The 25,564-nt window shown below is 73.6% G+C and carries 20 protein-coding genes and 1 pseudogene; 12 read left to right on the forward strand and 9 right to left on the reverse strand.

Annotation, left to right across the window (positions count from 1 at the left end; genetic code table 11):
* The 4 genes from DQ238_RS23955 to DQ238_RS19835 form a co-directional block, all read right to left on the reverse strand.
* A partial coding sequence (locus DQ238_RS23955; protein WP_233496127.1) for a hypothetical protein occupies nt 1-495 on the reverse strand: 495 nt, incomplete at its 3' end.
* A complete protein-coding gene (gene galE, locus DQ238_RS19825; RefSeq protein ID WP_113783009.1) occupies nt 456-1,439 on the reverse strand; it encodes a UDP-glucose 4-epimerase GalE in 984 nt (327 codons plus the stop codon). The genes galE and DQ238_RS23955, both read right to left, overlap by 40 nt.
* 246 nt (nt 1,440-1,685) lie before the next feature.
* Nucleotides 1,686-2,474 carry a hypothetical protein gene (locus tag DQ238_RS19830; protein WP_147263148.1) on the reverse strand — a complete coding sequence of 263 codons (789 nt, stop codon included), beginning with the start codon at nt 2,472-2,474 and terminating at the stop codon, nt 1,686-1,688.
* Between the two features lie 96 nt (nt 2,475-2,570).
* Nucleotides 2,571-2,957, reverse strand: coding sequence for a hypothetical protein (locus DQ238_RS19835; protein ID WP_147263150.1), 387 nt, complete (start codon nt 2,955-2,957; stop codon nt 2,571-2,573).
* A gap of 846 nt (nt 2,958-3,803) precedes the next feature.
* Here DQ238_RS19835 and DQ238_RS19840 point away from each other — a divergent pair.
* Genes DQ238_RS19840 through DQ238_RS19880 form a run of 9 tightly spaced genes read left to right on the forward strand, consistent with a single transcriptional unit; the run spans nt 3,804 to nt 13,941 of the window.
* Nucleotides 3,804-4,745: a glycosyltransferase family 2 protein gene (locus DQ238_RS19840; protein ID WP_199506476.1), complete on the forward strand. Its 942-nt coding sequence runs from the start codon at nt 3,804-3,806 to the stop codon at nt 4,743-4,745.
* Complete coding sequence (locus DQ238_RS19845) at nt 4,742-5,773, forward strand: glycosyltransferase family 2 protein (RefSeq protein ID WP_113782975.1); 1,032 nt, start codon at nt 4,742-4,744, stop codon at nt 5,771-5,773. Before DQ238_RS19840 ends, DQ238_RS19845 begins: the two co-directional genes overlap by 4 nt.
* Nucleotides 5,770-6,603 carry a polysaccharide deacetylase family protein gene (locus tag DQ238_RS19850; protein ID WP_113782976.1) on the forward strand — a complete coding sequence of 278 codons (834 nt, stop codon included), beginning with the start codon at nt 5,770-5,772 and terminating at the stop codon, nt 6,601-6,603. Before DQ238_RS19845 ends, DQ238_RS19850 begins: the two co-directional genes overlap by 4 nt.
* Nucleotides 6,604-6,653: 50 nt before the next feature.
* Nucleotides 6,654-9,212 carry a glycosyltransferase family 2 protein gene (locus DQ238_RS19855; protein ID WP_113782977.1) on the forward strand — a complete coding sequence of 853 codons (2,559 nt, stop codon included), beginning with the start codon at nt 6,654-6,656 and terminating at the stop codon, nt 9,210-9,212.
* Entirely contained in the window at nt 9,209-10,531 is a 1,323-nt protein-coding gene (locus DQ238_RS19860) for a lipopolysaccharide biosynthesis protein (protein ID WP_113782978.1), read from the forward strand. Before DQ238_RS19855 ends, DQ238_RS19860 begins: the two co-directional genes overlap by 4 nt.
* A complete protein-coding gene (locus DQ238_RS19865; RefSeq protein ID WP_113782979.1) occupies nt 10,528-11,139 on the forward strand; it encodes a DapH/DapD/GlmU-related protein in 612 nt (203 codons plus the stop codon). Before DQ238_RS19860 ends, DQ238_RS19865 begins: the two co-directional genes overlap by 4 nt.
* Nucleotides 11,136-11,540 carry a hypothetical protein gene (locus DQ238_RS19870; protein ID WP_113782980.1) on the forward strand — a complete coding sequence of 135 codons (405 nt, stop codon included), beginning with the start codon at nt 11,136-11,138 and terminating at the stop codon, nt 11,538-11,540. The genes DQ238_RS19865 and DQ238_RS19870 overlap by 4 nt, the downstream gene beginning before the upstream one ends.
* Nucleotides 11,537-13,390, forward strand: a complete 1,854-nt coding sequence (locus DQ238_RS19875) for a hypothetical protein (protein ID WP_113782981.1) — start codon at nt 11,537-11,539, stop codon at nt 13,388-13,390. Before DQ238_RS19870 ends, DQ238_RS19875 begins: the two co-directional genes overlap by 4 nt.
* Complete coding sequence (locus DQ238_RS19880) at nt 13,387-13,941, forward strand: serine acetyltransferase (protein WP_113782982.1); 555 nt, start codon at nt 13,387-13,389, stop codon at nt 13,939-13,941. The genes DQ238_RS19875 and DQ238_RS19880 overlap by 4 nt, the downstream gene beginning before the upstream one ends.
* 49 nt (nt 13,942-13,990) lie before the next feature.
* On the opposite strand, the gene DQ238_RS19885 is transcribed toward DQ238_RS19880, so the two are convergent.
* The 3 genes from DQ238_RS19885 to DQ238_RS19900 all read right to left on the reverse strand — a co-directional run bounded on the left by DQ238_RS19885 (nt 13,991) and on the right by DQ238_RS19900 (nt 17,011).
* Nucleotides 13,991-15,010, reverse strand: a complete 1,020-nt coding sequence (locus DQ238_RS19885) for an endonuclease/exonuclease/phosphatase family protein (RefSeq protein ID WP_158550859.1) — start codon at nt 15,008-15,010, stop codon at nt 13,991-13,993.
* Between the two features lie 5 nt (nt 15,011-15,015).
* Nucleotides 15,016-15,717: a family 16 glycosylhydrolase gene (locus DQ238_RS19890; RefSeq protein ID WP_158550861.1), complete on the reverse strand. Its 702-nt coding sequence runs from the start codon at nt 15,715-15,717 to the stop codon at nt 15,016-15,018.
* An 841-nt stretch (nt 15,718-16,558) separates the two neighbouring features.
* Nucleotides 16,559-17,011 carry a hypothetical protein gene (locus DQ238_RS19900; protein WP_147263155.1) on the reverse strand — a complete coding sequence of 151 codons (453 nt, stop codon included), beginning with the start codon at nt 17,009-17,011 and terminating at the stop codon, nt 16,559-16,561.
* 121 nt (nt 17,012-17,132) lie between these two features.
* Between DQ238_RS19900 and DQ238_RS19905 the strand changes: the two are divergent.
* Nucleotides 17,133-17,669 (forward strand): annotated as a pseudogene (locus DQ238_RS19905) (glycoside hydrolase family 16 protein); the annotation flags it as partial.
* A gap of 39 nt (nt 17,670-17,708) precedes the next feature.
* Here the strand turns inward: DQ238_RS19905 and DQ238_RS19910 are convergent.
* The gene (locus DQ238_RS19910) at nt 17,709-18,698 is read right to left on the reverse strand and encodes a glycosyltransferase family 2 protein (RefSeq protein WP_158550863.1); all 990 of its coding nucleotides are present in this window, start codon (nt 18,696-18,698) and stop codon (nt 17,709-17,711) included.
* 249 nt (nt 18,699-18,947) lie between these two features.
* A complete protein-coding gene (locus tag DQ238_RS19915; RefSeq protein WP_147263157.1) occupies nt 18,948-21,566 on the reverse strand; it encodes an alpha/beta fold hydrolase in 2,619 nt (872 codons plus the stop codon).
* A gap of 314 nt (nt 21,567-21,880) precedes the next feature.
* Here DQ238_RS19915 and DQ238_RS19920 point away from each other — a divergent pair, with 314 nt between their 5' ends.
* Both DQ238_RS19920 and DQ238_RS19925 read left to right on the forward strand, forming a co-directional pair.
* Nucleotides 21,881-22,594: a 4'-phosphopantetheinyl transferase superfamily protein gene (locus DQ238_RS19920; protein ID WP_113782990.1), complete on the forward strand. Its 714-nt coding sequence runs from the start codon at nt 21,881-21,883 to the stop codon at nt 22,592-22,594.
* Nucleotides 22,591-25,551: an acetoacetate--CoA ligase gene (locus tag DQ238_RS19925; protein WP_233496128.1), complete on the forward strand. Its 2,961-nt coding sequence runs from the start codon at nt 22,591-22,593 to the stop codon at nt 25,549-25,551. The genes DQ238_RS19920 and DQ238_RS19925 overlap by 4 nt, the downstream gene beginning before the upstream one ends.
* Nucleotides 25,552-25,564 lie beyond the last annotated feature (13 nt).

Here is a 25,564-nt window from a genome sequence, read left to right on the forward strand (position 1 = left end):
TCCATCACGGCCACCGCCGATCTTCGAAGCTTCGCAACTCCGAAGGATCACGCGGTGGCCGCCTTCACGCCAACCCCGAATCCCAGCAGTGCAACTCCCGGGGGGCCGGGAGGTTAAACGACAAGCTGAGACCGGCTGGCGCTGGCGGCGCCGGAGCGGTCGCCGATGCTGTCCCACGCCTGGGTGGCCGCCTTCCTCGAGACCGCACTCGAGCGTGGCCAGACCTGGCGGTACCTGCTCGCCCACCGTGGCGACGCCTTCCTCGGCGTTCTGCTCGTCGTCCGCACGAGCCATCTGCAGGGCAGCCACCTGAGGCGCGTTATGTGGGTTGGCCTGTGCAACACCGAGGTCGGTGAGGTGCACGCGCAGCAAGGTGTGTGCGGCGATGGTGGCGGCGGTGCGGGTGAGAAGCCCCAAAGGTGTGGGCACCGTCGCGGCCGAAACGGCAAGCTGCCTCAGGCCGCCGGGTCCCTGCTCGCCGTCCAGCCGGCCCACGCCGAGGACACCATGGCTCGTACGTCGTGGCGCGCCTCCCACCCAAGCCCCGCGCGGATGGCGTCGGCGCTGGCCACCACCCGGGGTGGGTCGCCAGACCGGGGTGGGGCGACGATCGGTTCGGCCCATGCCTCCCCGGCCGTGCCGGTGACCGTGCGGATCACCTCCACCATCTCCCGGACCGACACCCCCTCCCCGCGGCCGACGTTCGCCGTCAGCGCGCTCGCCCGGCCATCGGCCAGCGCCCGCGCGGCGGCGACGTGGGCCGAGGCGACGTCGGCGACGTGGACGAAGTCCCGGACGCAGGAGCCGTCCGGTGTCGGGTACCGGTCCCCGAAGACGACCGGCGGCAGCCCCTGCTGGAGCCGGTCGAACACCATGGGGACGAGATTGGAGACGCCGCGGTCGGCGAGTGCGGGATCCGCCGTGCCGGCGACGTTGAAGTAGCGCAGGGTCGCGTGCCGCAGGCCGGTCACCGCCGCGACCTGCTCGATCATCCGCTCGCCGATCAGCTTCGTCGTCCCATACGGGTTGACCGGCCGGCACTCGGTGTCCTCGCGGACGAGGTCGATGTCCGGCATGCCATAGACGGCGGCGCTTGAGGAGAAGACCAGGAAACCGACGCCCGCGGCGAGGGCCTCCTCGAGCAGCACGCGCAGGCCTTCGACGTTCTCCCGGTAGTAGAACAGCGGCCGCCGAACCGACTCCTCGACCCGCTTCTTCGCCGCGACGTGCACGACGCCGCAGACCCCGTGCTCGCGGATCGTGCGGCGCAGCAGGGGGCCGTCGAGGACGCTGCCGACGACCAGAGGTACGCCCGGGATTCGGGCCCGATCACCGGTCGAGAGGTCGTCCACCACGACCACCTCGTCACCCGCCTGCCGCATGGCCGCGGTCACGTGCGCACCGATGTAGCCGGCTCCGCCGGTCACCAGCCAGGTCACGCGGAGCAGCATCGACCACGGACAGCGCATTCCCAAGCGCACCCGGGACGACGGCGTGCTGGAAGTGGGTGGGACCGCACCCGGCGCCCTGTCCATGCCGCGGTCGAGGCTCGGGCCGGCGGCTCGGCGGTTACGTTTAGTGACCGTCGGCCGTCCCGGGATCAACTGCATTGAACGGCGACAGGTGCATGTTCTCGATCACTCTGCGCAGCGGTCGTTCGGCGTGCCGCGATGGTGCGTCAAGTCTCAGTCGATCGGGTTGATCTCACCACGGACTCCGACCACAGTCGGCGACGAAGCAAGGGTCCCGCTCCGGCGGCAGCCGACACGAAGGGTGAGCGTGGTCAACAGGACGGCGTCGGAGCGCGCCTCCCTCCTGGGGACATGGGTGGCGGACACGTCACCCGACCGGGGCGGGCGGCTGTGGCTCGTGCGTGCGCTGCTCTGCGTCCTCTTCCTGTTCACTGCTTGGGCGGTACTGGTCCTGGTGAGCGGCTCGGCCCACGCGGACACGGTCGAGAGTCCACCGTCCGGCGCGTCGAGCACCGAGATGCCGGGCACGGGCGCTGACGAGCCCGTCGTCGCGGAGGCGACCACCGCCAGCACCGCCGAGTCGACCCCGGAGGCCGATTCCTCGCCCGCCGCAGTCACCGATGCGGAGTCCGCCAGTGACTCTGCGCCAACCGCTCCCGCGCCGTCGTCCGCCGTTCCCGCTCCGCCGACGGTCCAGCCGACGGACGAGGCAGTCTCAGGTGTCGACGCGCAGAACGACACCCCGAAGGCCTCCGCGGCGCCCTCGGCGAGCACCGCAGACGAGGAGACGGCCACCGGCGGATCCGTCGCGGGGACCGCGCAGGACTCCACGAGCTCCGCGGCCCCTGAGGTGCCCGCCGGCGCCGGGACACCGAAGGCCTCGATCCCGAACACCGCCGGCCCCGACCGCGCCTCTGCACCTCCGGTGCGGACGGAGCCGACCGTCCGCTCCGCTCCCGCGACCCCGAGCACCGCAGCGGTGCCGAACGGGACGAAGACCACGAGCGCGGCCTCGGCGCCCTCGGTGGGGACACCCGCGCCGGCTCCCGCCCCCTCGGGTACCGCGGCGATCACGCCCGAGCACTGCCCGGTCCCGGCTCAGATCGGCACGACCTCCCGGACCCGGGACGGCGCCACGGCCAGCGGCACCACCACGGTCACCGGCGCCGGCACCGCCACGGCCACCTCGGCGGCCGGCGCGCCGAAGGGCGGCACGACGCCGGCCTCCACCGGAAGCACCGCGAGCACGACGTCGGCCGCGACCGCCACGTCGGCCTCCCATCCTGCCGTCCCCTGCTCGATGACCTCCGGCGCAGCGCCGTCGGCCACGTCCGAGGCAACCACGAAGCCGTCCACAGGCTCGGACAAGGCCATCACGGACAAGGCCACCACGCACAAGGTCACTCCTCCCACGTCCCCCGCGCGGACCGCGACCGACAAGGCCACTGCCGAGAAGGCCCCTGCCGACAAGGCCACCCCGGGCACGGCCACTCCCGGCACGGCCACCGTGACCTCGGTGACACCGGCCGTCGTGATCGCTCCGCACCCGATGGTGCTCGACTGCGTCCGGAGCGCGGCCGGGTCACTGGCCGACTCCGCGAAGCAGGTCCAGACCATGCTCAGCAAGGGCGCGCGAGCTGCTGCGCACCGGACGTCCGTGCAGCCGTCGTCCGGGGAGTCCTCGCCTGCGCACGGGCGACCGGTCGCTCCACCGGCTGCGCCCGAGCCCGCGCCGGCACCTCCGGCGCCTCCGGCACTCCCGGCGCCGCCTGCGCCCCCAGGGGGGTCGGGGACGAACAGCTGCCCGAACGTGAGCGGCCACCACGCGGGTGGTTTGTCGGTCGACGACGCAGTCCTGCCCTCGTCGGCCGGCCGTGCGCTGGCCGACCAACGCGTGCGGCTGATCGACCCATGGGTCGCCCACGCCGTCACCGGCTCGGACGAGCCCGGTGCGCGCCCCGACTGACCCCGCGAGCCCCTGATCGACTCCGGATGGACGTGGTGGCCGTGGGTCACCGCAGGAGCCGGGGTTCACCCGATCACATGACGAGCCAGGGGCTTTCGTGGACACGACCGCAACCCTGCGTGACACTGGGTGTCGCGCCCGGGTGACAATGGCTGATCCCCGTGGTGCACGACCGGTTGGTACGGGGGCCTCATCGTGACGCGAGAGTCCAAGTCCTGAGCGCCGCGTGCCGGTACGCCGGCACGGAGACCGACACAGCAATCAGCAACACGGGTAGCGAAGACCCGTCGGGCGACCTGGTCGCCGCATGCCCGACGGCGAGCAATGGCGAAACCGGACCCGTCTCCCGCAACGAGAGGACCGGCATGCGCCCACAGCAGGGCACCACGACGATGACCCAGACGATGACCCACCGGACCAGCAGCCCCCGGATCAGCGTCATCATCCCGACGTACAACGAGGCCAAGAACCTCCCGCACGTCTTCGGCCTGCTGCCCGAGGATCTGCACGAGGTGATCGTCGTCGACGGGCACAGCGTCGACGGAACGGTCGACATGGCCCATTCCCTCCGCCCCGACGTCGTCGTCGTCGAGCAGAACCGTCGGGGCAAGGGCAACGCCATGGCATGCGGCTTCGCCGCCGCGACCGGCGACATCCTCGTCATGCTCGACGCCGACGGGTCCGCCGACCCGCGGGAGATCCCGCGCTTCGTCGCCGCGCTGACCGGTGGCGCCGACTTTGCGAAGGGCACCCGGTTCAGCCGGGGCGGCGGGAGCAGCGACATCACCCGCACCCGCGCCTGGGGCAACCGCTGGCTCAACCGCGCGGCCAACGTGTTGTTCGGCACATCCTACAGCGACCTGTGCTACGGCTACAACGCCTTCTGGGCGCACTGCCTGCCGGTCCTCGAGCTCGACGCGTCCGACGTCGGCCGGAACGGCAAGCTGTGGGGTGACGGGTTCGAGATCGAGACGATCATCAACACCCGGGTGGCCAAGGGGAAGCTCGTGATCATCGAGGTACCGAGCTTCGAGTTCCCGCGCATCCACGGGCAGAGCAATCTCAACACCTGGCGCGACGGCTTCCGGGTGCTGTGGGCGCTGGTGGTCGAGCGGGCGAACGGCATCGGCCGTGCCGCGCCGGTCGACCGGACGAGGGCTCGCGCGCTGGGCGCGACCGTGTCGTCGGCTGCCGACGTCGAGCACATGGCGGACCGCGTCGAGGGTTCCCGCGACCTCGACACGCTGGCCGAGTTGATGGCGGTCTCGCGCATCGGCATGGCAGAGCCTCGAGGTGATGTGGCATGACCTCGGTGTCGGTCGTCATCCCCTGCTTCACCGAGGAGCGGTGGGAGGAGATCACGCGAGCCGTCCGGTCGGTGCTGGAGCAGACCCACCCCTGTGACGTGATCGTGGTCGTCGACCACGATGACGTCCTGCTGGACCGACTCCGGCGGGCGGTGGGCCACCGGGCCCGGGTCGTGCCAAACCGGTTCGCCCGGGGGGCCTCCGGTGGCCGCAACACGGGCGCGCTCGTCGCCGGCAGCGACCTCCTCGTGTTCATGGACGACGACGAGGTCGCCGAACCCGACTGGGTCGAGAACCTGGTCCGCGCCCACCGGCGCGCACCGTTCGCCGTGGGTCTCGGTGGCGCGGTCGAGGCCCGCTGGCCGGGCGGGGCGCCGCACTGGTTTCCCGAGGAGTTCTCCTGGACCGTGGGTGGCACGGCGCCCCGGCCGGACGACACCGATGTGCGCAATGTCTGGGGCGGGAACATGGCCGTGCGCCGCGACCTGTTCCTCCAGGTGGGCGGGTTCGCCAACGAGTTCGGCAAGGTGGGACACGCCTCCCAGCCCGAGGACACCGAGCTCTGCCTGCGGATGAACGCCCACGTGGGCACGGGCGCACGGTGGCGCTTCGTGCCGGGGGCGGTCATCTCACACGACGTCCCGCCCGAGCGCCGCACGTTCCGCTTCTTCCTGCGCAGGAACTGGCTGGAGGGGACGGGCAAGCGGGTGATGGCGTCGCGGTCGGCCACTGGCGGTAAGGTCCTCGACGAGGAGGCCGCCTTCGTGCGTGCCGTCCTCACCCGCGGGCTGCTGCGCAACCTGGTCGTGGCCGCGCGCGGCGACCTGGGCGGCCTGGCGCGGACGGGGGCGACCGTCCTCGGCGTCGGCGCGGCCGCGCTCGGTTACCTCGCCGCGGCGGTGCGGCCGGTGCGGGCCGGCGAGCGGCGCCGCGACGTCGAGGAGGCCGTCCGCTCCCTGCCCCTGATCGACCTGTCCGCGCCGGCCGCGCCCGGACCGCAGGTGCAGAAGGTGGGGGTGGAGGCGTGACGGCGGTCGGATCCGCGAGGACCACCGGCGGGAGCGCGGTCCGGCGTGCCCGCTGGCGGATGCCGGTCCTCATGTACCACTCCGTGCCGGCGACGGCGCCGACCGTACCCGACCAGCACAAGGTGCCGGTGGCCAAGCTCGAGGAGCAGCTGACCCAGCTGGCCGAGGACGGCTGGCAGCTGATGGGCCTGACCGAGGCCCTCGCGCTGCGCGCCGCCGACCCGGCCGCGCGCGTCGTCGGCGTCACCTTCGACGACGGGCTGCTCGACTTCCTGAACGCCGTCGAGGTGCTCACCCGGGTGGGCGCACGGGCCACCATGTACGTGCCCACCGGGGACGTCGGCCTGCGCCTGGCACCCGAGGACCCCCACGGTTCCCGGCTGAGCTGGTCCCAGCTGGCCGAGGTCGCCGCCGCCGGCGTTGAGATCGGCAGCCACTCGGTCAACCACCGGACGATGGACGTGCTGCCGGCCGACGAGCTCCGGTCGGAGATCGTCGACAGCAGGTCCGCGATCGAGGACGCCCTGGCCCTGCCCGTGCGCTCCTTCTGCTACCCCCACGGATATTCCAGCCGCCGGGTGGAACGGATGGTGGCCGCCGCGGGTTACTCCAACGGGTGCATCGTGGGCCGGAGGATCGCCACGTCCTCGGACGGTCCGTACCGTGTTCCTCGTCTGCACGTTCGGCCGGGCGTCACCGGAGACGCCTTCGAGGAGCTCCTCCGCAGAGGGGAGCCCGGCCTGGCGCCGCGGCTCAAGCGCGTCGTCGCACCCGCGTGGCGGCTGACCCGCCGGGCGGCCGTGCACGTCCTGCACCGTGAGTGGACCTGAGTTCACTGTGCCCCGAGCTCAGGCCGGAGAGATGGAGTCGATGACCTGACATGACCGCCGTGGAGAACGTCACCACGTCGGTGCGCGAGGCTGTGGCGCATGTGCTCGACGTCGAGCTGTCCGGACCGATCGCTCCGGTGTCCCGCACGGCTGCCGACGGCACCACCGCCAACGAGGCGTGGCTGCTCGTCCGCCTCGACGGCGAGCCGCTGGGCTGGCAGGTCGTGCCGCTCCCGGTAGAGGGGCTGGCCGTCGACGAGCTGCAGCGGCTGCTGGACGCCCGCTGGGGCGAGGAGGTGCGCCGCCGGCGGGCGCGGGCCGAGGGCTTCGCCGAGCGGCACGCGCGCCACCTGGCGACGGCCAGCCGGGCCAGCGTCGTGCTGTGCACCCGAGAGCGCCCCGAGGCGCTCGCCGCGTGCCTGGAGAGCCTCACCGCACAGGACCACCCGGACTTCGCGGTGTGGGTGGTCGACAACGCGCCGGCCACCTCGACCACGAAGGACGTCGTCGACTCCTTCACCGGGCGGCTGGACATCCGTTACGTCGTCGAGCCGCGCCCCGGGCTGTCCCGGGCACGGAACCGAGCGCTGCGGGAGCCGCTAGAAGGCGACGTCGTCGCCTGGATCGACGACGACGAGGTCGCCGACCCGATGTGGTTGTCCGAACTGACCCGTGCGATGGCTGAGCGGCCGGGCGCCGACGCCGTCTCCGGCCTGGTCGTCCCCGCCGAGCTCGCCACTCGCGCCCAGCTGTGGTTCGAGCAGTTCGGGGGGCACAGCAAGGGCCGCGGGTTCACCCCGGCCGACTTCGGCCGCGGCAGCGACGACCGGCAGAACCCCCTGTATCCGCTACCACCGTTCGGGGTGGGCGCCAACATGGCGTTCCGGACCGCCTCGCTGTACGCGATCGGGGGCTTCGACGAGGCGCTCGGGGCGGGCACGCTGACGCACGGCGCCGAGGACACCCGGGCCTTCACTGACCTGCTGCGCGGCGGTGGCGCGACGCTGTACCGCCCGAGTGCGGTCACCCGCCACTTCCACCGGCGCGACCTGGCCGGCCTGCGCCGGCAGATGGAGGGCTACGGCACCGGCCTGACCGCCTTCTACACCTCGCTCGTCGCCGACTCCCCGCTGGTCCTCGGGCAGCTGGCGCGGCTCGCCGGCCGGGCGCTGCGCGACCTGACGAGCTCGTCGAGCCTGCGCGTGTCGGGCCTGGCCGACGACTTCCCCGCCGAGCTGCTCTCGGCCAACCGGGCCGGCATGACCCAGGGGCCCGGCGCCTACCTGCGGCAGCGCCGACTGCACCAGCGGGCAGCCCGGACGGCCGACGCGCCCCCCGCCGCGGCCGCCGCGGACGCCGCGTGGCGGCCGACCCAGGTCGTCCACTGGGACCTCGACGACCCGCCCGCCGATCTCGGCCTGACCCCCGACGACGCGGCGCGCTACGGCGCCGTCCTGTTCGTCACGTGGCGGCCCGCCCGCCCGGTCGCGCTGCTGACCCTGCCGATTGCGGAGGCCCTCGACCGCGCCACCCGCGAGGTAGCCCTGCGCCGGGTGCCGGAGGCGCCGCAGGCTCCCCCGCGGGTGCCGACCAGCGCGCTGCCCGGCGTCTCCGTGGTCATCCCCACCGTGCTCGAGCGGCCGGAGGGCCTGGCCCGCTGCCTGGACGCCCTGCTGCGGCAGGAGCACCCGCCGGTAGAGGTACTCGTGGTCGACAACCGCCGGGAGGACAGCTCGGAGCAGGCCGGTGCCGCCATCCCCGAGCTGGCCCGCCCGGGCGTGCGTCTGCTGCGCCAGCCGGTGCCCGGCATCTCCGCGGCCCGCAACCGCGGGGTGGCCGAGGCCGCGGGCGAGATCGTGGCCTTCACCGACGACGACGTCCAGGTCGACCGCGGGTGGACCCGCGCCCTGGCCGAGCGATTCGTCACCGAGCCAGAAGTGGACGGCGCCGGCGGCCTCGTGCTGCCGAGCGAACTCCAGACCCCGGCGCAGGAGGTCTTCGAGCGGCACAGCGGCGGCACGGACAAGCCCCTGCTGCCGGAGACCTACGCCCTGGAGCGTCCCCATGCCGACACCTGGCACCCCGCCCGGTACCGGGTGCTGGTCCGGCGGGCCGGCCGCGTCGTTCGCTCGTACTCGCTGTACCAGCTGGGGACCTTCATGGGGGCCAACATGGCCTTCCGCACCGCGGCCCTGCGCGCCCAGGGGCCCTTCGACGAGGCGCTCGGCACCGGGACCCCCAGCCACGGCGGGGAGGACGTCGACATGGTCGTCCGCATGCTGTCCGCCGGGCGGTCGCTGGGCTACGAACCTGCCGCGGTGACCAGCCACGTGCACCGGCGCAGCGACGCCGAGCTCGCCCGGCAGATGTCGGGGTACGGAACCGGGTTCACCGCGCTGCTGACCGCGCTGGTGGCCCGCGACCCGCGTCACCTCGTCGGGCTGGTGTACGCGGCGCTCACGGTCCTGCGCAGCCGGCTCGGTCGGCGGGACCCTGGCGTGACCACCCTGCTGGAGGGCCTGCCGCCGGAGCTGAGCCGGCTGCGGGTCCGCGGCATGCTCGCCGGACCGCGCGCCTACCTGCGCACTCGTCGGAGGGACCGCTCGTGACCGCCACCGCGACGCCGCCCAAGCGCCGGGCCATGGAGTTCAACGCCTTGGCGCTCATGGCCTCCACGGTGTTCACCGGCGTGCTCGGCATCGTCTTCTGGATCGTCGCCGCGCGCCTGCTGCCGCCGTCGGCCGTGGGCCAGGCGTCGTCGGCGTTGTCGGCGATCACCTTCCTCGCCGGGCTGGCCCAGCTGAACATCGTCAGCGTCCTGCTCCGCTTCGTCCCCCAGGCCGGTCGGGCGACCGGGGGCTTCATCGCCCGCGCGTACGGTCTGGCCGTCGGCACCGGCCTCGTGGTCACCTCCGGGTTCATCGTGCTCGGCTTCGCCGGGGACATCCTCGGCGACGAGTGGTTCGTCCCCCTGATCTTCCTCGGGGCGACCGTCTGCTACGCGATCTTCCTGGTCCAGGACGGCGCGCTGACCGCCCTGGGAGCGGCGGTGTGGGTGCCGTTGGAGAACCTGCTCGCCGGTCTGCTGCGCGTCGTCCTGCTCGTCGGGTTGGCCCTGGTCTCGACGCGGTGGGGCGCACTAGCGGCACTGGTCGCGCCCACCGTCGTGGCGATCGCCGTGGTGAACTGGTTCGTGTTCCGCCGGCTGGTGCCGCGGCACGCGGCCGGGTCGACCTCCTCGGCCGACCTGCGCTGGCGGTCGATCAGGGGCTTCGTGGCCGGTGACTACGCAGCCAGCGCGCTGGCCAGCTGCGTCTCCCTGCTCCCGCCGGTGCTGGTCTCGTCGCGGCTCGGAAGCGAGGCGGCGGCCTACTTCTACATCCCCTGGTTCGTCGGCGTCTCCTTCGGCACCCTGGTGTGGAACATCGCCATGGCCTTCGTCGTCGAGTACGCCGCCGACGGCCGCACGTTCCACCGGCTGATCCGGCGCTCGGTCCGCCTCACCACGCTGGTCAGCCTGGGCGCCTGCGCTGTGGTGGCGCTCGGTGCGCCGGTGATCCTGCAGCTGCTGGGCTCCGGCTACGCCGCCGAGGGGACGACGGCGCTGCGCCTGATCGCCCTGTCGTTCCCGTTCAGCGCCGCGTTCATCCTCTTCACCGCGCTCAGCGTCGCCCGCAAGAAGCTGGGCCCGCTGGTCTGCTCGCTCGCGGTCAAGGCCGCGGTGTTCCTCGGCACCGCCGCGCTGAGCCTGACCGCCTTCGGCATCGATGGCTTGGCGCTGCTCTACCTCGTGTGCGAGGCGGTCACCGTGCTCGTCGTCCTGCCCACCGCGCTGCGCTTCTACCGGGAGTTGACCTCCGGCGCCGGCCTCCCCCAGCCCGTCGTGCAGCCCCCGGCCTCCTCTCCGTCCCCAGGGAGCACCTCGTGATCCATCCGGCCCCGTCGCCGGACCGGCCGGCCGAGCGGTCGCCGTCGGCGTCGCTGCACCTCCTGCTGGAGTCGCTGCGCCTCGACGCGCTGACCTTCGTCCGCAACCTCTGGTTCAACCGCATCGCCGCCTCCTTCGCCGTGCCGAAGGTGCTGCGCCGCACCCTCTACCGCGCCGGCGGCATGGCGGTCGACTCCTACGCCGTCAGCGCCCTGCTGCGGGTCGAGGGCGACCCGCGCAACGTGCGCATCGGGGAGCGCACCTACCTCAACCTCGGCTGCTACCTGGAGGCGGTGGCGCCGGTGGAGATCGGCGACGACTGCGCGATCGGCATGGAGGCCCTGGTCATCACCTCCGATCACCGCGCGCCCGGTGGTGGGTGGCGGCAGGAGGCATCCGGCCTGCCCGTGCGGATCGGGCACCGGGTCTGGATCGGGGCGCGCGCCATGATCCTGCCCGGCGTCACCATCGGCGACGACGTGATCGTCGCCGCCGGCGCGGTGGTCACGGCCGACTGCGCGCCCGGAGGTGTGTACGCCGGTGTCCCCGCCCGCCGCATCCGCGAGGCGGAGCAGTCGGCACCGCGACGACGGAGGACCTCGGCATGAGCACGACCCAGGCGGCCCTCGCGGACCGCACCCCCCTGCTCGTCGGCGACCGTAGCGACCGGTTCACCCGCTCGCTGATCGCCTGGACCGGCCTGGTCACCGCGGCGCTGTCGGCCGCGGCCGTGCTGCTCGACGCCCCGTCCTGGCTGCGGCTGGTGACCGTGCTGGCCTTCGTCTGCGCCGGCCCCGGGGCGGCGGTCATGGCGCACGTTCCCGTGTGCGGCATGTCGACGTCGTGGGCGCTGACCAACGTGCTGTCCCTGGCGGTGTGGGCCGTCGGCACGGCCGTCCTCGCCTGGGTGAACCACTGGGCGCCGACCGCCCTGCTGCTGGTCCTCGCCGCCGGCACGGTCCTGTCCTGCGGCTGGGCGGAGCTGCGCACCCGGCGGGTGGCCCGGTGACCCGAACGCTGTCCGAGGAGGTCGCCGTGGTGGACACCGTCCGGGAGGCGCCGCCGCGACGCCTGGCCGTGGGAACGGGCGCACCCCAGGTCCCGCTCCTCCGCCGCTGGAGCGCACCGCTGCTCGTGCTGGCCGGCCTGGCCGCGTGGGCGGTCGGCCTGGCGCAGGTCGACCCCGCGGAGCGCTCCGACTACGGGCTGCTGGGCCTGGTCGGCCCGCTGTTCTTCGTCGGGGTGGCGCTGCTGTGCGCCGGGTTCGTCGTGGAGCTGGCTGACCAGCGGCGCTCGTCGGTGCTGGCGGCCGGCATCGTCGGCCTGGTGCTGATCCTCGACGCCTCGGTGCCGATCTTGTACAACACGCCGGAGTACGCGTGGACGTACAAGCACATCGGCGTCGTCGAGTGGTTCCGCGAGGGCCAGGGGGTCACCGACCCGCGCGACATCTACCAGCAGTGGCCGGCCTTGTTCACCGCAGTAGCAGCGCTGGGGCACCTCACCGGGGTCAGCACCCTCACGCTGGCCGCGTGGGCGCCGGTGTTCTTCAGCCTGCTGGCCTGCCTGCCGATCTTCGCGATCGTCCGGCACCTGTCCGGTGACCGGCGGGTCGCGTTCCTCACCGTCTTCCTCTTCCACGCCGGCCTGTGGGTGGGCACCGCCTACCTCTCGCCGCAGGCCTTCGCCTTCCAGCTCAGCCTGGGCTGCTTCCTGGTCGTCGTCGCCTGGCTGCGGCGCACTCCGACGCAGTGGCGACGCGGGCCGAGGCTGCTGCGCCGGCTCAAGGCGTGGTCGGTCCGCGGCGCGGAGGACGTCCCGCGGACGACCCGCTGGACCCGGGGCGCCGCGCTGGTGGCGCTGTACCTGCTCTTCCTCGCCATCACCATCGCCCACCAGCTGTCGCCGTACATGCTGGTCGCGGCGGTGGCCCTGGCCACGGTGCTCGGCCTGGTCCGGCCGCGCTGGGCGGTTGTGGGCATGCTGGTCATCGCCGGGGCCTACCTGGCTCCGCGGCTGGAGTTCATCAACAGCGCCTACGGCCTGCTGGACAGCCTGAAGTTCTGGGAGAACGCCGGGGGCGTCGTGACGACGACGACCGGCACGAGGGGCCAGCAGTTCACCAGCCAGATCTCCTCGATGCTGGCGCTGGCCATCTGGCTGCTCGGGGCGCTGGCCGTGGTGGCTTCCTGGCGCAACCCCGGCCGAGTGCTGCTGGCGGCGGCATTCGCGTTCGCCCCCTTCCTCATCTTGGTGGGGCAGAGCTACGGCGGTGAGGCGATCTACCGCGTGTACCTCTTTTCCCTGCCGTTCACCGCGTTCCTCATCGCCCAAGCGGCGCTGCGGCTGCGCTGGCGGCGGCTGGTGATGCCCGTCCTCGCGCTGTTCCTCACCCTCGCCACGCTGGCCAGCGTCCAGGGCCTGCACGGCACCCTGTCCTGGTCGACCTTCTCCGACGAGGAGGTACAGGCCATGCAGTGGTTCTACGCCAACGCCGAGGAGGGCCGCATGCTCGTCGTCGGCGCGCAGAACGGGCCGGGCCGGCTCGCGGGCAACTACAACGCCTTTGGGATCCCCTCGTCCGGCGGTGACCCGGACCTGATCACCTACGCCGGGCTGGGCGGGCGGATGTTCGACGCATCGCAGCTGGCCGCGGTCGACGACTTCATGGCCACCCAGGGCGACCGGCCCTATCTGGTGATCAGCACCGGGATGATCGAGTACGCCCGGTACTACGGTCTGCTCCCGGACGGCTCGCTGCAGGCGCTCGAGCAGACCCTGGCCACGGCTCCCGGGTGGACGACGGTGCACCGCACCGCCGACGCGGTGATCTTCCAGTACGTCGGGACGGCGCAGTGAGCACCGCGGGGCCGCGCGGCAGCTTCCTGCGCTGGGTGACCCAGGACTGGGCGGTCAACGCCGGGTACCTGGACTCCCGGCTGGTGCTGCTGTGGTTCCGGGCTGCCCAGTGGGCCGCCCGGAGCTGGGGTCTGGCCGGCCGGGCGTTCGCCGCCTTCTACTCGCTGTTCACGTCGCTGTTCATCGGGGTCGAGCTGCCGCCCGCCCTGGAGGTGGGGCCGCGGCTGCGGATCTACCATCCCCACGGCATCGTGCTCAACCCCGGCGTGCGGCTGGGCGCCGACTGCGTGCTGCGCCAGCACGTGACCATCGGCAACATCGTGCGCCGGGACGGCACGGAGAAGGGCGTGGCCAGCGCCGGGGACGGCGTCGAGTTCGGCGCCGGTTGCGTCGTGGTCGGCGGCCTGCACGTCGGCTCGCACGCCCGGGTGGCGGCGTTGGCGCTGGTGCTGCGCGACGTCCCGGAGTGGGGCGTGGCCGTGGGCAACCCGGCGGAGGTGGTCCGCGTCGATCACCCGGCCCATCGACGCCCGGAGGCCGTCGCCGGCTGAACCGGTACCCAGAGGCTGGCGGGCGGCCGCCGGTGCTGCTGTCGCCGGTTCAGCCGGCCGGGAGCCCCACCCGGACGAGCAGGCCGCGGTGGTCGGAGCCGGGGATCTCGACGGTGCGCAGGTCGTCGACCCCGGCCTTCCGGACGAGCACGTGGTCGATGCCGATGAGCGGCGGGATGGCATAGCCGGACGGGAAGGTCGCGGTCCAGGGCGCGCCGAACTGCTCGGCGGCGTCCCGGTAGCCGTTCTGCAGCAGCGTGCGGAACTGCACGTTGCCCCAGGTGGCGTTGAAGTCGCCGCCGACCAGCACGGGAGAGCCGTGCTCGTCGGCCTGAGCCGCCAGCTGGTCGAGCAGGCCCGGCAGCTTGGCCATGTCGCGGACCCAGTCGTCGGCCGACTGCGGCCACGGACCGGCCGCGTGCACCGTGAGCACGGTCGGGCCGGGCTGCCCGTCGCCTGTGTCCAGGCGCGCGGAGACCGCGGCGAACGTCAGCCCGTCGTGGTGCTGCTCGTCGACGAGGGGGTGGCGACTCCACAACCCGACGCCGTCGGCTCCCGGCAGGGCCTCCTCGACGCTGTGCGGGAGGAGCTGGTCGAGGCCGGCAGCGGTGAGCCGGGTGCGCAGCGAGGGCGTGAGCTCCTGGAGCAGCACGACGTCGGCACCGGAGCCTCGGGCGGCCGCGACCACCCCGGCCGGGTCGGCCTCGCCGAGCTCCACGTTCGCCGTCAGCACGGTGAGCGGCCGCCCGCCGGCGTGCGTCGGGCTCCCCACGTAGGTCGGCAGCAGGACGGCGACGGCTCCCGCGGTGAGCACCGTGGCCAGCCCGGCGGCCACCCGCCGGCGCGCCAGCGCCAGCAGGACGGCGGCCAGCGGACTGAGCGCCAGGAGGTGGGAGGAGAAGGCGCTGAGGGCGACCAGCCGGTTGCTGCCCGAGGGGTAGACGTGCGCCACCGCGCCGACGACCGCGGCGAGCCCGAGGAGCACACCGGCGACCGTGGCCGCACGCCACGCGAGTGTGGGACGCCGGCCGGGCAGCGGTGCGCCGGCTTGCTCGGGGGCGGAGCTCACGGCGCTCAGTGGTACATGCGCACCCAGTCCACGTAGAGGCTCACCGCGTCCGGGGTGGTCTCGTCCGGAGCGGGGATCCACGTGCCCTGGGGTCCCACGTCGAGCTGGATGGCGAGGTGCATGGGGCCGTGCGGGATGGCGGCGGGGTTGGTGGTCGAGTAGATCTGGTCGCCGTCGAGGTAGACGGTGATGCTGTCGGGCTGCCAGTCCACGGCGTAGGTGTGCCACTGCGTGAAGTCGCCGGTGACGATCCCCTCGTCGCGCTGGTCGTCTGCGCCGTAGTGCACGGTCGTGTGGTTGGTCTGCCGGTCCCCGGCGATGATCTCCATGACGTCGATCTCGCCGTCGACCGGCCAGTTGTCCGAGTCCGGCCAGAGCAGGATGGCCGGCGCGTAGCCGGTGCCGGGTTCGACGCGGGCCCGGAACTCCCACCTGCCGTAGGTGGTGGCCGGCTGGGCGTGCCAGGCCAGGCCGCCAGAGACGTCGCCGCGGGCGGTGATGACCAACGAGCCCTCGTGGAGCCACACCGACTGCGGGCTGCGCACGCCGACGCCGTTGGCCCCGGTGCCCCCGTACAGCCGCCACTTCGAGGTGTCCAGGTGGGACGTGTTGAACTCGTCCCCACCCCACTGCTGCCATCCGAACCGGCCCGCGGCGCTCGGCACCGTGGGCTCCGCGGTGCCGCTCGGCCCCTCGGGAGTGCTCACCGTGGTGTCGCTGGTGCAGGAGGCCGCCGTCAGCAGGAGGACGACCGAGGCGACGACCCGGGGGATCCAACCGCCCCGGTCGAACCGACGCAGACCCGCAGACCGCGGAGGCGTCGGGTCTGCCGGGCTGCACGAGGACATGGTCTCCCGAGGGTAACCGCCCTGGTCGGGCCCGCCTGCCGATGCGACGGGAACCACCGGATCCGGGGAGTGCCCCTGCTCACAGCCGGGCGGGTGCCGGGGGGTGTCAGCGCTCGCCCTCACCTGAGGAGGGTGAACCGCCCGCGGTAGCGGCCGCAGTCGCAGAGGGCGCAGTCAGTGCCCCTGCGGTAGTGCTCATGGGCCGTGCGCACGTGCCCGCAGCGGCACAGCCTGGTCCGGGCCGCGGGAGGTTGGGGTCGGCCGGCCTCCGGGCGGGTCGGGGTCTGCGGGTCGGCGACGGTCATCGGGTCCCACCGGGGCGCCCGCCCCCCGCGGCCCCACCCGAGGAACCGTGCCCCTGACACGGCGACGTCCTACACCACGAGCCGAACATGCCGCACCACTTTCTCGTCCGGGGCCGGAGGGGACGCGACGTCACCCCGCCTGACTGGAATCCAACGTATCCAACCGCTCACCATGAGTGAACGACTCGCGTTCAGACACGCCGCTGATAGGTGGTGCGCCGCGACGGCCGGTGGCGTCGTCCGGCACCCCGGGCGAGCGTCGGTCCTCCGCGGAATCGTGTGACGACCGGGGCGCCCGGGACGCGGGCGCCTGCTGGTGCACACGGGGACGAACCCTTGGGCCGCCCCGTGTCGACAGGTTTACTGCCTCCCATGCCTTCACACCGAGTAGTCAATCAACCCCGAAAAGTAAGAGAGCGACGGTTGTTCCGGCTCACCGCGCTGGCCACGTCGGTCACCGCGGCCTGCGGTCTCGCCGGTCTGGTGCGGGATGTACCGACCTCCGCGTCGGCCGATCCGGGGGTCCAGGACGCCTCCTGGTGGCGGACCGCCCTGCCGGGACAGATCTCGGCGCCAGGCACCGCCGCCACGTCCTCCGCCCGGCCGTCCGCACCCTCGACCACGGCCGCACCGACGACCCCGACCACGTCCCGGCCCACGCAGTCGTCGCCCCCGGCCCCAACCAGCTCGTCGCCCCGGACCACCACGGCTCCCAAGACGACCACGCCGCCCACGACCGCCGCGCCGCCCGCCGCCACGACCTCGACCCCGCGGTCGACCCCGACGGCCACGTCGTCCGCGGCACCCTCGACGGCGACGGCGACCGGCGGGGCCGGTACGGCCCCCACGGGCGACCTCGCGGGGTGGCGGCAGGTCTTCTCGGACGACTTCACCGGCTCCTCCCTCGGAGCCCGGTGGCGCCCGTACTCCGGGCAGCCCGGCGGCTCACCGTACGGCACGTGGTCGCCCTCCCAGGTACAGGTGGGCGGCGGCTACCTGAACCTGCGGAACGGCCTGCAGAACGGCCAGTGGGTCAGCGGCGGGTTGGCCAGCACCGTCAGCCAGACCTACGGCAAGTGGGAGATGCGCTTCCGGATCGACGCCAGCGACGAGATCAAGTACGCCGCGCTGCTCTGGCCGGACGGCCCGTCCTGGCCGCCGGAGATCGACTTCGCCGAGGACGCCGGCGGCAACCGCAGCGGCACCACCGCGACCCTGCACTACGGCAGCGACAACGCGATGGTCGGGGAGCAGGTCCGCACCGACCTCACCCAGTGGCACACGATGGGCGTGGAGTGGTCCCCGGGGCGGGTCGTCTACACCCTCGACGGGCAGCCCTGGGCGGCGTCGCAGCACCCGGGGGTCCCGGCCGAGCCGATGCACCTGGCGATCCAGACCCAGCCGGGCGGCTGCCAGGGCAGCGGCGGGAACTTCGGCTGCGGCGTGGGAAATCCGGCCACGACGTCCATGCAGGTCGACTGGGTGACCGTCTACGCCCCGGCCTGATCGGGCCGGCGGTCGACGACCGGCCCGCTCGGGGTGCCGTCAGCCGCGACGCACAGCCGCGGCTGCCCGCGCGGCGAGGTAGCCCCAGGCCGCGGCGAGCAGTCCGACGCCCGCGGCGACCGCCCGCACCGGTCCCCACACGTCACCGGCGAGCAGCCGACCGACGTCCCGACACACACCCCGCGGGACGACGACCAGCACGTGGCTGCGCTCGTCCCGGAGCCCGACGCCACCGTCCAGCGCGACCATCTCGGCCTTGCCCCGGCCCTCCGCGTAGCAGCGCCGCACGAAGAACGACCAGGTGGCCCGGTCGGCGGGCAGGTCGTGGACGATCTCGGCGTCGGGGACGTACAGCCACGCACGGCGGGTTGCGCCGGTGATCCGGATGCAGAACTCGGTGTCCTCGGGACGGGAGCTGGAGTCCACCTTGCCGAAGCCGTCGCGGAAGCCGCCGACACGGGCGAACTCGCCGCGCCACACGGCCATGTTCTCGCTCCAGACGTTGCGCACCTCGCTGCGGCTGCGTGGCATCCCCTCGTAGGTCACCCCCACCGCCCACAGAAACTCCGGCGGGAACCACCGCGGCGCCGCGCCGTCGGGCCAGCCTGCGCCGACCCGGCCGCCGACGCCGATCGCCTGGGGCACCTCCTGGAGGCCACGCACCAAGTTGGCCAGCCAGGTCCTCGAGGCGCGGGTGTCGTCGTCGAGGAAGGCGACGACGTCCCCGCGCGCCACCGCGGCCCCCGCGTTGCGGGTGCCGGACGCACCGCGCGAGGCCGTGTTGGCCACCGCTCGCACGTCGGGGAGCTCCTGCTCGATCCGCCTCAGCAAGGCCGGAGCGTGGTCGACCGCCACGATGACCTCGAGCGGCGGACGTTCCTGGTCGAGCGCGGAGCGGACGGCCGCGGTGAGCCCGTCCCAGCGGGCTTCGGTGTAGCAGGCGATGACCACCGACACCGTCGGTGCGTGCGCAGCCGTCGGGGGGTCGACCACGGGCAGGGCGGCGGGGGCCGGCGAAAGGCTCGGCACGGATGACCTCCAGGGTGCTTCGGAGTCCGGCGTCAAGCGGACGGGGGACGACGTCGCCCTACCGGTCGTCATCGGTGTCGACTTGGTGGATGGGGACGAAGGGATCAAGGTCTCGTACACGGCGATCGGTGAACAACTGCTCCACCCCGCTGGCGCACGAGCCGAGTCGCAGCCGTCCACCGATCACGGGTACAGCGTCCCGACACCGGCTGTGTGTTCTCTGGGAGAACGGCCGACAGGTGGCGAAGATCACCCGTATTGGGGGGGAGGGGTTCCGGTGGCCATACTGCGGGCGATCTCGTACACGAATGGCGGACGCAGCAGCGAGTTGTGCTCCCCCTCCAGGGTCACCAGGGTGACCTGACCGGTCAGCAGCTGACGCCAGACCACCAGGCTTGCGTCGTTGAGGTGGCTGACGTACACGGTCACCCGGCCGTCATAGGGTTCCGGGCGGTGCACCAGCGAGATGCGGACCCCCAGCTCCAGCAGGCCCTCGGTGCGCGCGGCCGACGGCGGCAGCGCCCCCGCCAGGGCCGCCAGGGCGCGCCGCCGCCACAGCTCCCGCCTGGTCGGTGGGGGACCATACCTGTCGTCCCCGGGCAGTGGCGCGACGGCCGGACGGCCACCACCTCCGGCCGCGGCGGGACACCACGCCCGGTCGACCAGGCCCTGCGGGAGGACGGTGTCGACCAGCGTCACCGAGGCGACCTGCTCGCCGACCTCGGCCAGCCGCCGGGCCACCTGCAGGGCGACCAGGCCACCCATCGAGTGCCCCACCAGCCGGTAGGGCCCGTGCGGCTGGATCTCGCGGAGCCGGCGCAGGTGCCGGCGCGTCGCCATGCCGATGGTGAGGTCGGGAACGGTCCAGTCCTCGAGGCCGTGCGGCTGGAAGGCGTACACGGGCTGGTCGTCGCCGAGGGCCTCGGCCAGGGGGAGGAACACCTGCCCGCCCGCGCCGGCGCCGGCGAAGCACAGCACCGGAGGCTGGGAACCGGTCTCCCGGAGGACGACCACGCTGCCGTGCCGCCGCCGTGGCGCGGTCCGCGCCCCGCCGTCCGCGCTGGACGCCTGCTGGGCCACGAGCGCGGCGAGCTCGCGCACGGTCGGACGCTCGGCGACGTGCGCGGAGGTCAGCACGACCCCGTGGTCCTCGGCGAGGCGGGTGAGCAACTCCTCGACGCCGAGCGAGTCACCGCCCAGCGCCGTGAACGTCTCGTCCCGGCCGACGCCGGCGCGGTGCAGCACCGACTCGAACAGCCCTGCGACCACCCGCTCCCAGTGCCCCTGGGGGGGTGCGGACTCGAGCCGGGTCGGGGCGGGCAGTGCTGCGCGGTCGACCTTGCCCCGCTCGTTGCGCGGGAGCTCGGGCAGCATCACCAGCTCCGCCGGGACCATCCAGCTGGGCAGCAGCGCGGCCAGGCCGCGGCGCAGCCGGGCCGGTGACGGGGTGCGCTGCTCGGCGCTCGGGGCGACGTAGCCGACGAGGACGGTGCCGGTGGCGGCGCCGTCGTCCACGGCGACGACGGCGGCGTCCGCCACTCCCTCCAGGGTGCGCAGCGCGGCCTCGACCTCGGCCGGTTCCACGAGGTAGCCGTTGACCTTCACCGCGTCGTCGGTGCGCCCCAGCTGGTACAGCACACCAGACTCGTCGAGGCGTCCGCGGTCGCCCATGCGGAAGGTCGACCGGCCGTCGTCGGCACGGCCGAACGGACCGTCCGACCGGCCCTCCAGGTAGCAGCCGAGGTGCACCCCCAGCGCCTGCAAGGTGCCGACCTCCCCGGTGCCGACCGGGAGGCCGTCCTCCCCGAGCACCCGGACCTCCTTCTCCGGCACCACGCGTCCGGCGGGCACGACGCCCTGGGGGACCGGGTCGGTGGGGGTCAGGGGTCCGAAGGTCAGCTGACCGGTCTCGGACGAGCCGAGGTGGTTGACGACGGTGACCGCGCCGAGCCGCTCGCGGGCGGCCTGCACGTCCCGCCCCTGCAGCGCCTCCCCCGCGGTGACGGCCAGCCGCAGGTCCTCCAACGGCCGCCCCGGGGACATGTTCCCGCTCAGGGCGCGCAGCAGCGACGGCGTCAGGGACAGGACGGAGACCCGTTCCTCGCGCAGCCACGCCGGCAGGCCGCGCAGGCCGCGATCGCGCGGGTCGTACACGTGCAGGCTGGCTCCGCTGAGCAGGGCCCCGAAAACCGCGTGCTCGCCGAGGGAGAAGGACGGCGGCAGGACCAGCGCCAGCCGCTGCCCCGCGGCCAGGCCCATGTGCCGCGCGGAGATGGCCGCCTCCGTGACGATCATCCCGTGGCTGTGGACGACGCCCTTCGGCCGGCCGGTCGATCCGGAGGTGAAGACGATCGTCGCCGCGCTGCCCGGTTGCACCGCGTGTGCGGGGACGGGTGCGCCGTCGTCCGGAGCGGCCGGGGCGACGACGGCGTCCAGGTCGGCATGTGCTGCGAACCCGCGGACCTCCGCAGCCCGCTCGGCGAGCCGGCCCTCGACCACGCACAGTACGGCGCCGGCCATGTCCTGGATCTGCTGGAGCCGGCCCGCGGGCAGCTGCGCATCGAGGACGACGAGCGGTCGACCGGTGAGCACGACGGCGACCATGGCGACGACCAGGTCCGGCGCCGGCGTCGCGAGAACGGCGACGGGGGCGTCGGACGCGGCACCCGGCGGCACGAGGTCGGCCAGGCGGCGGGCGCCGGCCGCTGCACGAGCGCCCAGCTCTCGGTAGGAGAGGGCGACGCCGGGTGCGCTGATCGCCGTGGCTCCGCCCCGCTCGGCCACCACCGCGGCGAACGCAGGCGCGATCGTGCCGGCGCTCGCCGGGGAGCCGAACGTGGAGGTCCGACCGGACGCAGAGGCAGTCATGTACACCGTTTCGTCCTCGTGACTGGGCCCTCCGACGCTAACCGCCCGGATCGGCGGAGGCGAGGCTGGCCTCACCCGACCGTGTGCAGAGTGTTCCGACACACGGGCCGGACGCCTCGACGGCGCTGCCGCAGCCCCCGGTCCACATCCGTCGGGCGGGGTCGTCCGCCGGCGCCCTGCGGGTACCTCCTTCCTTCAGGGGATGTCACTCTGGGTGACACCGGGGAGGATGGCCACCGCACTTGGCACACTGGGATCGGAGGCCGGCTCGGCCGTTCCACGGGCTGGGCGGAACATTATGTGTACGGAGCGTGATGCTGGTTCAGCGGTGGCATGGTGCGGGCACGGCGTCCTCCCGCGGCGCCGCGGCCGCGCCGGTGCTCCTGCGGTCCCTCGACCTGTCCGACCGGCGGTGGGACCTGGCGGCCGAGGCCGCCTGCCTCAGTGACGCCGAACGAGCGCGCGCTGACCAGGGCGTGCCGGCCGTGCGCAGACGCCGCATCCTCGTCCGCGCCGGCCTGCGCCGTGTGCTCGGCGGCGTCCTGGGGACGGCGCCGGCCGACGTGCCGTTGCGGACCGACGGGGGCCGGCCCTTCCTCCCCGGCGACCGGCTGCGCTTCTCCTGCTCGGCCAGCGGCGACGTCGCGCTGCTGGCGGTGACCCGCGGCTGCCCCGTCGGCGTCGACGTGCAGCACCACCGGGACGAGGACGTCCGCGCCGCCGCTGGCGAGGGCTGGCTGGCCGACGAGGAACTCGCGCGGATCGCCGGGCTGTCCGCCGGCGAGCGACCCGCCGTGGTCACGCGGGCGCGGACGCAGAAGGAGGCCGTGCTCAAGGCGCGCGGAACCGGTGTCCGCCGGCCACCCGTTGACGTCGTGACACCGGTAACGGAACGTGGGTGGATTGGTGCGCTCCACCTGTCGCCGGTCCCGGTCCCGTCCGGCTACGTGGCGAGCCTGGCCGCCGGGGTCCCGGTCGACCCGGACCTCGTCGATCCCGTCGCGCTGTCGCCTGGAGGTTGTGGATGACCATGCTCGACGCCGCCCGGGGCGGGCCTCCGGGCAAGGAGCAGCCGCCCCAGATCGCCGACTTCCGGGGCCGCTGCGAAGCGCTGGCCGGTCGCCGGCTCACCACCGCGCCCGCGCTGCACGCCTGGTCGGTGGCCGCGTACCGGGACTTCTGGCGCACCTTCCTCGACTGGTCGGACCTGGCCTGGGAGGGCTCGGCGCAGACGGTCAGTACCAGCGACGACGTGTGGGCCGCCCGCTTCTTCCCGGACGTCCGGCTCAACTACGCCGAGAACCTGCTCCGCCCGCTGCCCGGCGTCGACGACGCCGCGCCGGCGCTGACCTCCGTGCACGGCGACGGCTCGGTCGAGCGGCTCACCCGGGCAGAGCTGCGCCAGGCGGTCCGCCGGACCTCGCGGGCCCTGGCCACGGCAGGCGTCCGGGCCGGGGACACGGTGGCCGCGGTCGCGGCCAACAACGCCCGGGTCGCCGTCGCCGCGCTCGCCGTGGCCGGGCTCGGAGCGGCGCTGTCCACCGCCACCCCGGACATGGGCGTCAGCACGCTGCTCGGCCGGTTCGGCCAGGTCGGTGCGGCCACCGCGGTCATCGACCGTGCGGGTATGGGTGGCGACGGCCGGGCCGCCGACGAGAAGCTGGCCGAGCTGCTGGCGGGCCTACCCACCGTCCGGCGGGTGCTGTTGCTCGACGACCTGCCGCTGCCGGCGCTGCCGGGCTTCGAGGTGTCCCGCCTGGCCGACCTGGTCGCGGCCGTGCCCGCCGACGACCCCGGGCCGGAGTGGCCGCGGCAGCCGTTCGACGCTCCGCTGTGGGTGCTGTTCTCGTCCGGGACGACCGGGCCCCCGAAGGCGATGGTGCACGGGGCGGGCGGCTCGCTGCTGGAGCATGTCAAGGAGCACCGGCTGCACGGCGACCTCCGCCCGGGTGACACGCTCTACTTCCACACCACCACGGCCTGGATGATGTGGAACTGGCAGCTGTCGGCGCTCTCCGTCGGCGCGCACGTCGTCGTCTACGACGGCCCGGTCACCGGGCCGGAGACGCTGTGGCACCTCGTGGCCCGGCACGGGGTCACCGTCTTCGGCACCAGCCCGGCCTACCTGCAGCTGTGCCAGGACGAGGGCTACTCGCCGAAGGACGCCGTCAACCTGAGCGCGGTCCGGGCCGTCCTGTCCACCGGCGCGGTGCTGCACGACTGGCAGTTCGCCTGGGTCGGCGAGCACGTGGCGCCGGTGCCGGTCCAGTCCGTCTCCGGGGGCACCGACATCGTCGGCTGCTTCGTGCTCGGCCACCCGGAGGTCCCGGTGCGGCCGGGGCGGTGTCAGTCGATCAGCCTGGGCCTCGACGTGGCCGCCCTGGACGACGAGGGGCGACCGGTCCTCGGCGAGGTCGGCGAGCTGGTCTGCCGCAACCCGTTCCCCTCCCGCCCCGTCCGCTTCCTGCAGGACCCTGACGGCGAGCGGTTCCGGGTCGCCTACTTCGCCCGGCACCCCGGCACGTGGACGCACGGCGACCGCATCGAGATCGACCCGGACGGCTCCTCCCGGCTGTATGGCCGCTCGGACGGCGTCCTGAACATCAACGGCATCCGGATCGGTCCATCGGAGATCTACACCATCGTGCGCACGGTGCCGGGGGTGGCCGACGCGATCGCGGTCGAGACCCGCGATCCGGCCGCGCCCGGCAGCAGCCGCCTGGCCCTGCTGGTCGTGCTGCAGAAGAGCGTCGAGCTCGACGACGAGCTGAGCCGGCGGATCCGGGCCACGCTGCGCAGGGAGGGGTCGCCGGCCCACGTGCCCTCGCTGATCCTGGCGGTCGACGAGATCCCGCTGACGCACAACGGCAAGCGTTCGGAGAGCGCCGCGCGCGCCGTGCTCGACGGCGAAGCGGTCCGCAACGTGGCGGCGCTGAAGAACCCCGGATCCCTCGAGTCGATCGCCGCGGCCGCCGTGCGGCACGCCGAGGGGGCCGCCGTACCCCCGGAGGAGGGCGACGACGTGCACGCCGTCGTCTCCCGAGTGTTCGCCGAGGCACTCGGAGCGCCCGTGCCCGACGACGTCGACTTCTTCGACGCCGGCGGTACCTCGCGCCAGACGATGACGCTGATGCGGCGGCTGCGCATGGAGCTGCACCGGCCGCTGCTGCTGGAGGACTTCCTCGTCGACCCGTCGATCAAGGGGGTCACCGGCGCGGTGGCGGCCGGAGCCACGCAGACCTCGCCGGTCGAGGTGCTCCGTCCCGGCCGGCCAGGGGTGGCCCCGCTGTTCCTGGTGCACGGCTACCTCGGCGACGTCGACATCTACCGCTCGCTGGTCGACGCCCTGCAGACCCCGGCGCCGGTCTACGGCCTGACGTCGGACCCGGAGATCGCTGCCCGCGAAGGCGTCACCATCGTGGACATCGCCACGGCGCTGGTGGCCACGGTCCAGGAGACGGTGCCCGACGGTGACATCCGCCTGGCCGGGTACTCCTTCGGTGGTCTGGTAGCCTACGAGATGGCGCGGCAGCTCACCGCGGCCGGCCGCTCGGTGACGTTCCTCGGCCTGCTGGACACCGAGCCCCCGTTCCGCCGGCTCTCCCGGACCCATCGAGCGCTGCGCACCCTCGCCTGGTGGATCGCGCTGCTGGTGCCCGGGATGGTCGAGGACACCGTCGTCGGTGTGCTGCGACGTCGCTTCGGACGCGACGTCGCGCCGCCGGACGAGGAGGCCCGGACGTTCGCGGCCGCCTACCGGGTGTTCAACACCTACGAGTGGGGGCCCTACGACGGGCCGGTCACCTACTTCCGGGCCCGGTTCCGGGTGCCGGTGATCGCCAACCTGCTCCACCTCTGGCGCCGGCAGGCCCCGAACCTCGAGGTGCTCGACGTCCCCGGCTCGCACCACGTCCTGCTCAGCGGCGAGCACACCGGCGAGCTGGCGGCCTGCCTGGATGCGGCGCTGCAGGGCTCGTCTCATTGAGGACCGCGGCGTT

The organism is Geodermatophilus sp. TF02-6 (genome assembly GCF_003319115.1).
Taxonomy (GTDB): Bacteria; Actinomycetota; Actinomycetes; order Mycobacteriales; family Geodermatophilaceae; genus Geodermatophilus.